This is a genomic window from Myroides sp. C1519 (assembly GCF_038039755.1).
Taxonomy (GTDB): Bacteria; Bacteroidota; Bacteroidia; order Flavobacteriales; family Flavobacteriaceae; genus Flavobacterium; species Flavobacterium phaeum_A.
Genome location: NZ_JBBPHM010000018.1, coordinates 18,456 through 33,887, shown reverse-complemented (window position 1 = coordinate 33,887; position 15,432 = coordinate 18,456). Strand labels below are relative to the sequence as shown.

At 33.7% G+C, this 15,432-nt stretch carries 12 protein-coding genes; 3 read left to right on the top strand and 9 right to left on the bottom strand.

The annotated features are described in order from the left end of the window. Window positions 1-66 precede the first annotated feature (66 nt). The 7 genes from dgt to AABL81_RS10560 all read right to left on the bottom strand — a co-directional run bounded on the left by dgt (window position 67) and on the right by AABL81_RS10560 (window position 11,320). Window positions 67-1,416 carry a dGTP triphosphohydrolase gene (dgt, locus tag AABL81_RS10590; RefSeq protein WP_158210077.1) on the bottom strand — a complete coding sequence of 450 codons (1,350 nt, stop codon included), beginning with the start codon at window positions 1,414-1,416 and terminating at the stop codon, window positions 67-69. Window positions 1,417-1,433: 17 nt separating this feature from the next. Further along, window positions 1,434-2,138 (bottom strand): AAA family ATPase, encoded by a 705-nt coding sequence (locus AABL81_RS10585; protein WP_341341010.1) that lies wholly within the window; start codon window positions 2,136-2,138, stop codon window positions 1,434-1,436. 171 nt (window positions 2,139-2,309) lie between these two features. After that, window positions 2,310-3,395 carry a hypothetical protein gene (locus AABL81_RS10580; protein WP_341341009.1) on the bottom strand — a complete coding sequence of 362 codons (1,086 nt, stop codon included), beginning with the start codon at window positions 3,393-3,395 and terminating at the stop codon, window positions 2,310-2,312. A gap of 121 nt (window positions 3,396-3,516) precedes the next feature. Continuing rightward, a complete protein-coding gene (locus tag AABL81_RS10575) occupies window positions 3,517-5,910 on the bottom strand; it encodes a ribonucleoside-diphosphate reductase subunit alpha (protein ID WP_341341008.1) in 2,394 nt (797 codons plus the stop codon). 27 nt (window positions 5,911-5,937) lie between these two features. Then, a complete protein-coding gene (locus AABL81_RS10570; protein ID WP_090405650.1) occupies window positions 5,938-6,915 on the bottom strand; it encodes a ribonucleotide-diphosphate reductase subunit beta in 978 nt (325 codons plus the stop codon). A gap of 362 nt (window positions 6,916-7,277) precedes the next feature. After that, complete coding sequence (gene odhB, locus AABL81_RS10565) at window positions 7,278-8,498, bottom strand: 2-oxoglutarate dehydrogenase complex dihydrolipoyllysine-residue succinyltransferase (protein ID WP_158210073.1); 1,221 nt, start codon at window positions 8,496-8,498, stop codon at window positions 7,278-7,280. 47 nt (window positions 8,499-8,545) lie between these two features. Next, window positions 8,546-11,320: a 2-oxoglutarate dehydrogenase E1 component gene (locus AABL81_RS10560; protein ID WP_158210072.1), complete on the bottom strand. Its 2,775-nt coding sequence runs from the start codon at window positions 11,318-11,320 to the stop codon at window positions 8,546-8,548. Between the two features lie 115 nt (window positions 11,321-11,435). Between AABL81_RS10560 and AABL81_RS10555 the strand changes: the two genes are divergently transcribed. After that, a complete protein-coding gene (locus AABL81_RS10555) occupies window positions 11,436-12,011 on the top strand; it encodes a hypothetical protein (protein ID WP_341341007.1) in 576 nt (191 codons plus the stop codon). On the opposite strand, the gene AABL81_RS10550 is transcribed toward AABL81_RS10555, so the two are convergent. After that, entirely contained in the window at window positions 11,995-12,339 is a 345-nt protein-coding gene (locus AABL81_RS10550; RefSeq protein WP_158210070.1) for a hypothetical protein, read from the bottom strand. The genes AABL81_RS10555 and AABL81_RS10550 overlap by 17 nt on opposite strands. A 10-nt stretch (window positions 12,340-12,349) precedes the next feature. Continuing rightward, entirely contained in the window at window positions 12,350-13,324 is a 975-nt protein-coding gene (locus AABL81_RS10545; RefSeq protein WP_341341006.1) for a polyprenyl synthetase family protein, read from the bottom strand. A 174-nt stretch (window positions 13,325-13,498) separates the two neighbouring features. On the opposite strand from AABL81_RS10545, the gene AABL81_RS10540 reads away from it, so the two are divergent. Both AABL81_RS10540 and AABL81_RS10535 read left to right on the top strand, forming a co-directional pair. Continuing rightward, window positions 13,499-14,110, top strand: coding sequence for a TetR/AcrR family transcriptional regulator (locus AABL81_RS10540; protein ID WP_158210068.1), 612 nt, complete (start codon window positions 13,499-13,501; stop codon window positions 14,108-14,110). Further along, entirely contained in the window at window positions 14,103-15,425 is a 1,323-nt protein-coding gene (locus AABL81_RS10535) for a TolC family protein (RefSeq protein WP_341341005.1), read from the top strand. Before AABL81_RS10540 ends, AABL81_RS10535 begins: the two co-directional genes overlap by 8 nt. Window positions 15,426-15,432 lie beyond the last annotated feature (7 nt).

The following is a 15,432-nucleotide window of genomic DNA, read 5'->3' as shown; positions in this document are numbered from 1 at the left end:
TTTTCATAATTTTTAAGCTTTAATAAGAAGGGCACTGCATATTTTAAATTGCAGTGCCCTTATCTATTAATTATGATCTACTCCTTTGATCATATGATATAACTCTAATGCTTTACCATCTGTTAACATAGAAATAAAATGACAAATACTCATTAAACGAACATATAAACTATCACTTTCTACTATATACTTATCTGGTAACAATGTTAAAATCAATGAATCGTAGTGCGTCTCTTCACCGTAAAAACTATTATTTGTTGCTGTTGTGAAACTATCCAGCAACGTATTAATGACACGATACCCTACAATTTCTTTTTCAATTACCTCTTTACTTTGATAAACCTTATTAATACTAACTGCTAAAATATCTTTCATCTGAGCAATATAGCTACACTTTTCAGTTAATGCATGTGGGAACTCCCCTGCCATAATCTTATCTTCATTTTCTAAGAAAACACGACTTACATCTTGAATAAGACTACCTACTGCTAACGCTCTTAAATAACTAACTCTATCTTCTTTAGAAGTTAATTGCGAATAAGTTTGTGGATTAATGCTATTCTGTACAATCTTGATTAAAAACTCTAAAGCATGTTCTTCCGGAATCCATCCTAAATTAATTCCATCTTCAAAGTCGGTGATAGTATAACAAATATCATCTGCTGCTTCTACTAAGTATGCTAAAGGATGACGAAAGAAAGCAACCTCCGTACGATCTGCTTTCATTAACAATCCTAACTCACTTGCAACATCAATAAAAGCTTCTTTATCTCCTTGAAAGAAACCAAACTTTTTATCAGACACATCACGAGTAGGCTTTTTAGGCAAACTCTCTTTTGGATATTTCATAAATGCACCTAAAGTCGCATAAGAAATACGTAATCCTCCAGAAATACCTGAACGACTTTTCGTAAGAATACTAAAACCATTAGCGTTACCCTCAAAGTCAATCAAATCTTGCCATTCTTTATCTGACAAGTGTTGCTGATACTTTTCTCCTTTACCTTTTTTAAAAAAATCACCAATAGCTCTTTCTCCAGAATGCCCAAAAGGTGGATTACCAATATCGTGTGCTAAAGATGCTGCTGCAACAATAGCTCCAAAATCATTAACTGTATAACCGAATTCTTCAGCCAAGTAAGTATATTTATTTAAAATACTTGATCCGACTATTCTACCTAATGAACGACCTACTACAGATACTTCTAAACTATGCGTTAAGCGTGTGTGTACAAAGTTCGTTTTTGAAAGCGGTATAACTTGTGTCTTATCTTGTAAACTACGAAAAGGAGATGAAAAGATAATTCTATCATAATCGACTTCAAAACCAATTCTTGTCTCACTCTCATCTAATCTATGTCTTACAAAAGTGTCGCCGTGTTTTTTCAACGATAGCAACTTTTCCCATTTCATCATAAGCTGTTTTATTCTTTTTAATTACCCAAAGCGATCTGCTTTGTGATAATGTTATCTTTAACTGTCTTGTGTATGTGATTTTTTGCCTCTGCATACGATATTTCATAAATACGCACTAATTGACAATACTCCTCCGGATATTGACTCAGCATTTTGTCGTAATACTTATCTAAAGCTACTTTTGAGGGAGCCTTATACTCCAACTGAATTTCAAAACGTCTTATTAATGCCTCATCAATCATTTGAATTTGATTCGTAGCTGCCATTAAAATAGACTTTTGAGGTAAATTATCTATCAATTGCAAAATTGCATTAACTACACGCTTCATTTCACTATTATCCTTGTTGTCATAATCACGAATCTGCCCTAAAGAATCAAACTCGTCAAAAAAGAGTACAGAACTTTCATATTGAATCTCTTTAAAAAGACTTTCAATATTTTTAGCTGTCTCTCCTAATTTAGAAGAAACAATAGTTGCTAAATTAACGATAATAAGTTTTTTATCTAATGTTTTAGCAATAGCTTTTGCAGTCATGGTTTTCCCACATCCAGTCTTACCATAAAGTAATATTTTATTGCTAACGGGTAAATTATACTTAGTTAGTATTTCCCTATACTTATATTCTTTTAAAAATTGCTCTATTTGCGAAGCCACATTTTCATCGAACATTACGTCATCTAAAGACACTTTGGTTCGATCTATATAATACAAAGAACTCATAAACTTAATAATAAGATTAGAACATTAATGCAAACAAATATACCGCTTAAAATCCGCAGATTATAATTGTAAAAAAGATAATAGAATTAAATATGAACAAATTGTTTATATCTTAAATAGAAAAACTTCTAAATCTTGTATCCCACTAAAAACTTACAAAGTGAAGAGCTACTAAAAGTAATTACTCCTAAGTGTGATTCTATACAAAACCAATTCTCCCTTTTTATCTCTAAAAAAGTCAAAATGATTATTGCGATATTTTCCTTTATTTTCCTCTTTGAGGATTAGTTCAAACATTGGAAACAACTCCTCTCTCCACTCATTTGTAGTATTATAATAAACACCAAAATCTTCAATGTCTATCTGTCCATCATCAACATACCCTCCCCAATTATCAACTCTATAACTAAATTTAATACTATCCTTTCGCCTTTGATCTACTAACTTAAAAAGTCTTTTCAACTTCTTTTCATATTTACGCAATAAAACTCCTCCTTTGCCTACTTCATAATCCCCAATACTTCCATTGTTAAGTTCTATATTGACTATTGTATTCTCATTTGTAAAATCAAGCCACTCTTCGCCTTTACTTTTGGGCAAAAAGTCCTCTTCTACGAATCTCTTGAAATAGCTTTCTAAATTTAGAAAATTGTAATACTTCCCATTTACACCTAACAAACTCATATAACGTTCATCTTGCATAGGCTGTTCTGTTATTGATAAACTATACATATCTAAAACAACATTTGGCGCTAACATTTCGTTAATCAAGACTGTGCCATCAGGCTTTATCAACCTCGTCTTGCCTCCTTCAAAAACAATATGCTCATCTCCACCACGCCCTATATTTCTAACTTTTGCATCACTTAATGCATAAAGTACTCCATTGTGAACTCGAGATAGACTGGTATAAATCGGTGAAAGAACTATCTCTCCTTTGTCGTTATACAACCCTACTAAATTCGTTTGCTTATCTCGAAAACGAATATACCCCTCACTTTCAAAATCAGGAGCTCCTACATCATAATAAAAAACTTGTTCTTGATCAATCACTAAATCACTGCCATCATCTTTTTGAATCAAATAATAAGTAGATATCCCTTCTTCATTATCATCCATAATTGTTCGAATACGATTAGATGAAGCGATACAACTTGATATATCAACTACCTTTCCGGTACTATATATAATCTCTTGCCCAAAAACAGAGAAGCTTCCTAATAGAAACAAATAAACTCCAATGATCTTTTTAAACATACTATTTGCTTTTTAAAACAATAAAAATACACTAAATAAAATATGTTTTAGTGTAACTGTTTTAAACAAAAAAGCCCAAATGTATATCACTTGGGCTTTGTAAATATTTTAAACGCTGAAATTATGCACCACACATTTCGCAATCATCTTCTTCATTAGATGCCATCTTTGCTCTTTCAACCATAGCTCTATACTCTTCAGCAGAAATTGCAGAAGGTTCTACTACATTAATTGAATTTGCTTTCTTTTCATTATTCAACGTAAACTTAATTGCATCAACAGCAGACTTCGTTCTTAAGTAATACATACCTGTTTTAAGTCCAGACTTCCAAGCATAGAAATGCATTGATGTCAACTTAGCATAGTTTGCTCCTTCCATAAACAAGTTCAACGATTGAGACTGATCAACAAAATAACCACGTTGACGAGACATATCAATAATGTCTTTCATACTTAATTCCCAAACTGTTTTATACAATTCTCGAATATCAGCAGGAATATAATCAATGTGTTGAATTGAACCATTCGCTCTCATAATTTCTTGCTTCAAGTCTTCATTCCACAAACCTAAATCAACTAAATCTCTCAATAAATGTTTGTTTACAACGATAAACTCTCCAGACAATACACGTCTTGTGTAAATATTAGACGTATACGGTTCAAATGCCTCGTTATTTCCAAGTATCTGAGATGTTGACGCTGTTGGCATAGGTGCTAATAACAAAGAGTTTCTAACCCCATTTTTAACAACTTCCTGACGTAAAGCATCCCAATTCCATCTACCACTTAACTCTTCGTCTTTTATACCCCAAAGGTTAAATTGAAATTCTCCTTGTGAAATCGGAGACCCTTCAAATGTAGAATATGGTCCTTCTTCTTTTGTCATCTCCATCGATGCAGTTACTGCCGCGAAGTAAATAGTCTCAAATATCTCTTGATTTAATTGCTTTGCTTTTGGACTTGTAAACGGTAAACGCATTAAAATAAATGCATCTGCCAATCCTTGTACTCCTAAACCAACTGGTCTATGGCGCATATTCGAATTATAAGCCTCTTCTACAGGATAATAATTACGATCAATAACTTTGTTCAAGTTTCGCGTAATTCTCTTTGTAACGTCAAATAAATAAGCGTGGTTAAATTCTCCATTCTCAACAAACATTGGAAGTGAAACTGACGCTAAATTACAAACTGCTACTTCATCAGGAGAAGTGTACTCCATAATTTCTGTACACAAGTTTGACGAACGGATTACACCTAAATTCTTTTGATTTGATTTACTATTCGCTGCATCTTTATAAAGCATATAAGGTGTTCCTGTCTCAATCTGAGCATCTAAAATAGCTTCCCAAAGTTCGCGTGCTTTTATTGTACGACGACCTTTTCCTGCTTGCTCATAAGACAAGTATAATTGTTCAAACTCTTCTCCATAAACATCACAAAGACCTGGACACTCATTAGGACACATTAATGTCCAAGTTCCATCAGTTTCAACACGCTTCATAAACAAATCGTTAATCCACAATGCCAAGAATAAATCACGTGCACGCATTTCTTCTTTACCGTGATTCTTACGCAATTCGATAAAGTCAAATACATCAGCATGCCAAGGCTCAATATAGATAGCAAAACTACCTTTTCTCTTTCCTCCTCCTTGATCTACATAACGCGCTGTATCATTAAATACACGCAACATAGGCACAATACCATTTGATGTACCATTTGTTCCTCTAATATATGAACCTGTTGCTCTAATATTGTGAATTGATAGTCCAATTCCTCCAGCTGATTGTGAAATCTTCGCTGTTTGTTTTAAAGTGTCATAAATTCCCTCAATACTATCATCTTGCATTGTCAATAAGAAACAAGAAGACATCTGAGGTTTAGGCGTACCTGAATTAAATAAAGTTGGTGTAGCGTGTGTAAAATACTTTTTAGACATCAACTCATAAGTTTCAATTACAGAGTCAATATCATCTAAGTGAATACCTACAGCAACACGCATTAACATATGTTGTGGTCTCTCAACAATCTGACCATTCAAACGCAATAAGTAAGAACGCTCTAATGTTTTAAAACCAAAGTAATCATAATTAAAATCGCGTTGATAAATAATCGAAGAATCTAATCTATCTACATTTTCCATAATTACGCGATAAACATCGTCTGCAATCAATGGCGCCTCTTGATTTGTTCTTGGATTAACATAGCGATATAAGTCTTCTACAGTTTCAGAGAAAACCTTTTTTGTGTTTTTATGTAAGTTAGAGACAGCAATTCTCGCAGCTAACAAAGCATAATCCGGGTGAGATACTGTCATAGATGCTGCAGTCTCTGCTGCCAAACTATCCAATTCAGATGTACTAACTCCGTCATATAGCCCTTCAATTACACGCATAGCAACCTTTACTGGGTCAACTAACTCATTTAATTCGTAACATAATATTCTGATTCGATCTGTAATTTTATCAAACATTACAGGCTCACTTCTACCGTCTCTTTTTACTACAAACATCTCTTTCTTTTAGCTATTTATTATTAATTAAAAATCAGCATCAAAGCTAATTTTATTACCCCCTTCTTCTTTACTGATAACTCCCGCTTTTTGATATTCCGAAACTCGTTTTTCAAAAAAGTTAGTTTTACCTTGTAGAGAAATCATATCCATAAAATCAAAAGGGTTGCTTACATTGTATTCTTTCTCGCATCCTAATTCTACTAATAATCGGTCTGTAACAAACTCTAAGTATTGTGTCATTAGAACAGCATTCATTCCTATTAAACTTACTGGTAACGACTCAGTAATAAACTCGCGCTCAATATCTAAAGCATCTACTAAAATCTCTCTAATACGCGCTTTTGGCACTTTATTAATCAAGTGGTGGTTGTGTAAGTGAACTGCAAAATCACAATGTAATCCCTCATCTCTTGAAATCAACTCATTTGAGAAAGTTAACCCTGGCATTAATCCACGTTTTTTCAACCAGAAAATTGAACAAAAAGATCCTGAAAAGAAAATTCCTTCTACAGCAGCAAAAGCAATCAAACGCTCAGCAAATGAATCTGATTCAATCCATTTCAATGCCCATTCTGCCTTTTTCATAATAGCAGGAAACACTTCAATTGCGCGGAACAATTTATCTTTTTCCTCTTCGTTTTTAACGTAGGTATCGATTAACAAAGAATATGTTTCACTATGGATGTTTTCCATCATAATTTGGAAACCGTAGAAAAACTTTGCTTCTGGGTATTGTACCTCATTTACAAAGTTCTCAGCTAAATTCTCATTTACAATACCATCAGATGCAGCAAAAAATGCAAGAATATGTTTAATGAAATAACGTTCATCTTCATTCAATTTGTTGTTCCAATCTGATAAATCTTGATGTAAGTCAATCTCTTCTGCAGTCCAAAAACTTGCTTCCATTTTTTTATACCAGTCCCAAATATCATGGTGTTTAATTGGAAAAATAACAAAACGATTTTTATTCTCTGTTAAAATAGGTTCTTGAATACTCATAGGATTTTCATTATAAAGATTTAGACAATTTTCAACATATGAAATGTTTACTTAACGATGTTAAGTAAACAAAGATTGTCATTTTTTACATGATACGAAATTGAACGCCGTATAACTTATCCACAAAAAACTAAAGTTATTAACAATACCTATAAGTCAAGCAGTTACACAATTCTCTCATTTACAGCAACTTATTTTAATCAAAAAACAACAAACCCAACAAACATCAAGGCTACAAGCTACCCAATCCAACATTGTGTCAATTAATAACAAACACTTATTTTTCACTATAAAACAAAAGAAAAAGGCTAACCTCCATAAGAGATTAGCCTTTTCTATATAGTCCTTAAAACTTAGCTCTACTAAAGTTCTAATGCTTTTTTAGGATTGTTGTCCATTAACAACTCAACCGGATTTTCTAAAGCTTCTTTAATAGCCACTAAGAAACCAACTGACTCACGTCCGTCAATAATTCTGTGGTCATAAGAAAGTGCTAAATACATCATTGGGTGAATTTCAACTTGTCCGTTTACTGCGATAGGGCGCTCAATAATATTGTGCATACCTAAGATAGCAGATTGTGGAGGGTTGATAATTGGAGTAGATAACATAGATCCAAATACACCACCATTAGTAATAGTAAATGTACCTCCAGTCATTTCATCAACTGTAATTTGTCCATCACGTGCTCTGATAGCTAAACGTTTGATTTCAGCTTCAACTCCACGGAAAGATAATAACTCAGCATTTCTAACTACTGGTACCATTAATCCTTTTGGTCCTGATACAGCGATAGAAACATCACAGAAATCGTATTTGATTTGCTCTTGACCATCGATCATAGAGTTTACATCTGGATACATTTCTAATGCACGAGTTACAGCTTTTGTAAAGAAAGACATAAATCCTAATCCAACACCGTGTTTAGATTTGAATACTTCTTTATATTCGCTTCTTAATTTATTTACATTAGTCAAGTTAACTTCATTGAAAGTAGTTAACATAGCTGTTGTGTTTTTAGCCTCAACTAAACGCTCAGCAACTTTACGACGTAACATAGACATTTTTTTACGCTCTTCTCCTCTTGATCCTCCTGTTGGAGTACCCATTGAATGTTTAGCGTTTAAAGCGTCTTCTTTAGTTATTCTTCCATCTTTTCCTGTTCCTGAAACAGTTGCAGGGTTGATGTTTTTCTCATCTAAAATTTTCTTAGCAGCTGGTGAAGCACTTCCTGTTGCATAAGTTGCAGCTGGAGCTTGCACTGGTGCAGCTTTTGGAGCTTCTGCTTTTGGAGCCTCAGCAGCTGGTTTAGCCTCTGTAGAAGCACCTCCTGCAGGTTTAGCAGCACTCATATCAATTAGACATACTACTTGACCAACAGCTACTGCGTCACCTTCTTCAGCTTTCAAAGTGATAATACCACTTTCTTCTGCAGGTAACTCTAAAGTTGCTTTATCTGAATCTACTTCAGCAATCGCTTGGTCTTTTTCAACGTAATCTCCATCTTTAACTAACCAAGTAGCGATTTCAACTTCTGTAATTGATTCACCTGGCGAAGGAACTTTCATTTCTAAGATGCTCATCTGTATATTCTTTTATTAAATATTGTTTTGTAAAAATACTGTTTTTCTTATAAATTCTTATCGAATACTTTAGCTATCGCATAAGCATAACGTTTTTTAGAACGTGTAGAACTTCCAGAAGCTGGAGCACTATATGCTTTTGTACCTGCGTAACGTAAAGGTTTTTCGTGGAAGTTCATTAACATATGTCCATATGCTCCCATATTTTTAGGTTCTTCTTGAGCCCAAACATAATCGTCTGCATTTGAATACTTAGCAATAACTTCTTTCATTTGTTCGATAGGTAATGGGAACAATTGCTCAATACGAACAAATGCAATATCTTTTCTACCTAACTCTTCACGTTTAGCTACTAAGTCGTAATAGAATTTACCACTACAGAATACTAATGATTTCACATCTTTAGCTTCAACTCCGTTATCATCGATAACAAATTGGAATTTACCGTCAGTAAACTCACTGATTGAAGAAACTGCTGATGGATGTCTTAATAAACTCTTAGGAGACATTACGATTAATGGTTTTCTAAATTTAGTAACCATTTGACGTCTCATTAAGTGGAAGAAGTTTGCAGGAGTCGTACAGTTTGCTACAAACATATTGTGCTCAGCACACAATTGTAAATAACGCTCTAAACGTGCTGATGAGTGTTCTGCTCCTTGGTTTTCATACCCGTGAGGTAATAACATCACAATACCGTTTTGACTTGTCCACTTATCTTCTGCAGCAGAAATATATTGGTCCATCATAATTTGTGCACCATTAGAGAAATCTCCAAACTGCGCTTCCCAAATTGTTAATGTATTTGGATTTGTCAATGCATAACCATATTCAAAACCTAAAACAGCGTATTCAGCTAACAATGAGTTAAAAATTCTCATTTGTCCTTTTTGGTTTTTCAATTGGTTTAACAAGATGATTGACTCTTCAGTATCTTCTGTTTTAACTACTGCATGACGGTGAGAGAAAGTACCACGCTCTACGTCTTGTCCAGACATACGAACATCGTATCCTTCAGTCAATAAAGAACCATAAGCTAATAATTCACCCATTGCCCAGTCTAACTTATCTTTTTCGAAGAACATCGCTTGTCTGTCTCCGATTAGACGTTTTACTTTATTAATGAATTTTTTATCTCCTGGTAATTCAGTAATTACATTTGCGATATCCGTTAAAACTTCTTTTGATACTTTCGTATCATAATCAGCTAACATTTCTTGAGTTCCAGCAAGTTCAAATCCTTCCCAGTTCTCTTCCATAAATGTTCTAATTTTAGCGAATTCGTTTTTACGTGAAATCTCTAAATCTTCTTCTAAAGCTCCTTTGTATTGTTGTTCTAAAGAAGCAACGAAGTTATCGTCAACCACTTTATCTTCTAACAATCTTGCATTGTAAATATTACGTGCGTTAGGGTGTTTAGCAATTAATTTATATAAAATTGGCTGAGTGAACTTAGGCTCATCACCTTCGTTGTGTCCATATTTACGGTAACCTACCATATCAATGAATACATCACGACCAAATTCCATACGATAGTCTAAAGCGAATAAGAATGCTCTTACTGCAGCTTCAGTATCATCTGCATTTACGTGAAGTACAGGACATCCTGTTACTTTTGAAATATCAGTAGAGTAAGTAGAAGTACGACCATCTGTATAGTTTGTAGTAAATCCTACTTGGTTATTCAATACAACGTGAATTGTTCCTTCTGTTTTGTATCCTCTTAATTGTGCCATTTGCACAATTTCGTAAACGATACCTTGTCCAGAAATAGCAGCATCTCCGTGTAAAGCAATTGGTAACACTTTTGCTGGATTAGCAGCGAAAACAGTATCTTGTTTTGCTCTTGAAATACCTTCAATAACTGCACCTACAGTCTCTAAGTGAGAAGGGTTAGGTGTTAAGTTTACTTGAATTTCTTTCCCTGTTCTTGTTTTACGAGTTGATGTAAGACCTAAGTGGTATTTAACGTCTCCATCAAATCCTTCCTCAGTATCATAATCTTTTCCGTCAAACTCAGAGAAAATCTCTCTTGCTGGTTTCTTGAAAACATTTGCTAAAACGTTAAGACGTCCTCTGTGCGCCATTCCCACTACGATTTCCTCTACTCCTTTTGTAGCAGCAGAATCCATCAAGAAATCCATCGCTGGTATAGCAGCTTCAAGACCCTCTAATGAGAAACGTTTTTGTCCAACATATTTTGTGTTTAGGAAGTTTTCAAATGATACAGCTTCAATCAACTTGTGAAGTATCTCTTTTTTCTCTTCACTGTTAAATCTCGCTTCTGGTGCTTCGTAGTGATTCTGAATCCAATTTACTGCTTTTTCATCAGTAATGTACTTGTATTCTATCCCTAACGTTGAACAGTAAACTTTTTCTAACTGTGCAAGAATTTGTGATAAAGTTGATGTTGGAAGTTGTATTGTTTTAGCAGCTTCAAAGCTAACATTCATATCAGCTTGAGAAAGACCAAACTTCTCTAAACTCAAATCGGGATGTTCAACTTTTCTATCTCTTACTGGGTTTGTTTTAGTTAACAAGTGCCCGTAAGTTCTATATGCGTCAATCAAGCGTAGTACAGCAAACTCTTTTTGAACTTGCTCTATCTGACCTGAATTATTTACACTAGCATTGCTTGTCGGTGAAGTATATGCTTGTGACAACCGTTCTACAGGCCCATCACTGAATTCATTTGCGAAGTCAAAACCCTGAAAAAATGCTCTCCAACTTGGCTCAACACTATCAGGACTTTCTAAATATTGATCATATAACTCAGCAAAAAATGCAGTGTGCGCCGCATTTAAAAAGGAATATCTATCCATAATTTCGTCTAAAGACCTTTTGTTTAAATATTATACATACAAAAATACAAACTCTTTATGAGAATACTCTAAGTTTTTACTTATTTTTATCTCATAATTAATCCACAAAACAGAAATGAAAATATTTAATGTCAACTCTTTATTGCTTTTTTTATCAATATCGTTTTTTTTAAATACCTCCACTCCTATTCTTGCACAAGAATCCAAAAATAATACCAAAAATCACGATTTTAATAAAAATTGGAAATTTGGTGGTGGTTTAGGTGTAGGGTTTGGAAGCGGTTATACTGATATTATGATTGCTCCAAGTGCTATTTACCAAGTAAATGAGTACTTTAGCGCTGGTGTAGGTCTACAAGGTAGCTACATACAAAGTAAAGATAGAGGGTACTATTATTCTTCTATAAAAGAATATGATTCGTGGTTATATGGGGGAAGTTTAATCGCTTTGTCTAACCCAATACCTCAATTACAATTTTCAGCTGAACTTGAACAGTTAAGAGTTAATAATAATTATACTTATCACGACAAAGAAAAAATGAGTGATAATTTCTGGAATACTGCCCTGTTTTTAGGAATAGGTTATAGCAGTGGTCCTGTAACTATAGGTATCCGTTATAATGTCTTATATAAAGAAAAAGATATGGTTTATGGTGGGGCTTATATGCCGTTTGTTAGAATGTATTTCTAATAACCACTTTCTGAAATTCTCTTTTTAACAACAAGAATGTAATGCGTTCAAGATATTCTTCTATATCTTGACTTTTAATAGCTTTGACATCTGCTTCTGATACATCAACTCTATATAATAGGTTTGAAAACTTTGAAACAGATGTCGAAGTTATTACTCTATGTAACTCATTGACTACCTGAGATACTAATTCAGCAGGAGTCTGCGCTGTAAATACAATATCTAAATCAACAGCCATCTGAAAGTCTTTCTGAACTTGTTTTACCAAGTCATCAAAAAAATGTGGCTCATTAATTTGTTGCTCTAAATATTCTACAGCTTGTAACATAGTATTTTATTTAAACTCTTCTATTCATTAATTCATTACTGAATACTTGCAATAATTCTTTCTTATCTGCAGGTATATCCATTGCTTCTAAAATTGCAAGTGCTTTTTCTGTGTACTCTTTAATCAACGCTTGCGAATCTGTTGCTGAAGCAGTCTCTACAAATAACTCTTTTACACGTTTAATTTTTGCATTCTCATCTCCTTCTGTTGTTGAAAAGAAGGTAATCAATTCTTCTTTCTGCTCAGTTGTTCCGTTAATTAATGCTTTCAAGTATAAATACGTTTTCTTATTCTCAAGGATGTCTCCTCCTATCATTTTCCCAAACGTTGCTTCATCTCCAAAAGCATCTAAATAATCATCTTGTAATTGAAAAGCAATTCCTAAGTTTAATCCAAAATCATAAATATCATTTGCATTCTGCTCGCTTGTCTTGGCCACTATTGCTCCCATTTTTAGAGCAGCTCCAACTAAAACAGCTGTTTTGTATTCAATCATTTTTAAATACTCTGGAATCTGAACATCATTCCTCTTTTCGAAACAAATATCCCACTGTTGTCCTTCACATACTTCAATGGCTGTTTTACTAAACAATTTTGCTAAATCTCTAAATGTCTCTGGCTCATATTGCTCAAAATATTGATATGCTAAAATCAACATTGCATCTCCTGACAGAATAGCCGTATTCACATCCCATTTCTCGTGTACTGTCGCATTCCCTCTTCGCAATGACGCATCATCCATAATATCGTCGTGCATCAATGAAAAATTGTGAAACAATTCGATGGCAGTAGCTGCATGAATCGCTTTATTAGCTTCTATTCCGAAAACTTCAGCGGACATTAATGTTAATACCGGACGGATTTGTTTTCCGCCAAGGGATAAAATATATGAGATAGGATCGTATAAATCCTTAGGGGATCTATCTAACGAAATAGACTCTATAAAAGCAGAGATCTGCTCTTTGTATTTAACGATTGATTGCATTTCACTAAAAATTTTGCGTAAAAATACGCGTTTTTTTTAAGTATAACGACTATCCTAACATTAATACTTCTAAACACGGAAACTTTTTAACAAGTTAAAGTTTTCTTAATACCACGGAAACTTTAAAACTTATTTAGTTTCCATAGTATATTTGCCTCCACAAAACAAAAACTTATGGAATCTGAAATTTTATTAAAGGCGACAGAAATGTTTTTAGCTCAAGGGTATAAGACTGTTACAATGGATGATATCGCATCTGAATTGTCTATCTCTAAAAAAACAATCTATCAATATTATAGTTCTAAACCTGAATTGATTGAAAAGAGTTTAGTTTACTTAAATCAAAAATTCATTGAACAATTAGAAATTACTATTGCTAAAAACCACGGAGCAATTGAAGAAATAGTTATGTCTCACGAAGACATCGATAAGATTTTTGCCATTGATGCTTCTGCTTCTTTGTATCAACTAAATAAATACTATCCTAAGGTTTGTGAAAAACAAAAAGCTTTTCACCGCAAAAAGTATTTACACATCATCCAAAGAAACTTAGAGAAAGGAATCAAAGAAGGGGTTTATAGAAACAATATAGACATCGAATATGTATCGAGATTCCACTTGGCTTCGGTTTGTGCTATTGATGATATTGAATACTTCCCAATCGAAGAGTTTGATCAGAAAGAAATACACAGTCAACATTTAGAATACCATATCAGAAGTATCGCTACAGAAAAAGGGGTACAATTATTTGAAAAATTAATTAAAGATAAAAACACGAATGAATAGATACACGCTAACGTCTGTACTATTGCTCTTCAGTTTTTTTGCTATTGCGCAAAATAGAGAGCTTTCACTTAAAGATGCTTTACTACACGCTTTAGAATTTAAAGCTGAAGCTAAAATTGCTGATTTAGATATCAGAAATAGTCAATATCAAATTGAAGAGGTCCGCGCAAATGCTTTGCCTCACTTGAATATTGAAGCTAATGTAGTTAACAACCCTCTTATTCAAAAAATGCCACTGACTTTAGGTGATCAAACTCAAATGATTCCGGTTAACCTAAAGTGGAACTCTCAAGCTACTGCTACGGTTTCACAAGTTTTGTTCAACCAAGCTGTTTTTATGGGCTTGAAGGCAGCAAGAACGGCTAAAGATTTTTATATCATCAACAAAGAGTTGACTGATGAATTAATCATTGAGAAGGTTTCTACTACTTATTACCAAGTTTTCCAAGCGAAAGAAATGTTGTCTACAATTGAAACTACTATTGCAAGTACAACGAAAATAATGAAGATTATTGAGGACTTACATAAAAACGGTTTGGCAACTCAGATTGACTTAGATCGTACTAAAGTGAGTTTAAGCAACCTACAAGCACAAAGACAACAAATCGTTAATGCGGTTGACTTACAACAAAACGCTTTGAAGTTTTTAATTGGAATGGACTTAAATGAGGAAATTACTTTAGCCAACAACTCTTTCGATATTGATGAGTCTGTTGTACTATTAGACAATAAAATAGACAATAGAACAGAAATTCACTTGCTTGAAAAACAAAAGGATTTACTGAATTACAAGAAAAAAGCAAGTCAAGCTGACTACTACCCTTCTCTTGCTGCTTTTGGTACGATGAATTACCAAGGAACAGGAAGTGAGTTTGTTTGGGGCAAGAAACCAAGTGAAGGTGTATTCTGGACTAATAATGCAATGGTTGGATTAAGCTTAAAAGTTCCCGTGTTTAACGGTTTTGAAACAAGAGCTAAAGTAAGACAAGTGAAAATTGAATTGGACAAAATAGACGTGCAATTACAAGATACAAAAAACGCCTTGACATTGGCTTTTAAAAATGCACAGAAATCACTTGAAAACGCTCTGATTTCAATCAACATTCAAAAAGATAATGTCGCATTGGCTAAAAGTATTTTAAGCAATATCCAAAACAATTACAAACACGGATTAGCTACTTTAACTGACTTACTGAATGCTGAAAATGCTTTTACGCAAGCAGAAAACAATTACACTACATCTATACTTGATTATAAATTATCTGAAATACAATTGATAAAAGCACAAGGGGAATTAAAATCTTTACTTGACTAACACCTTA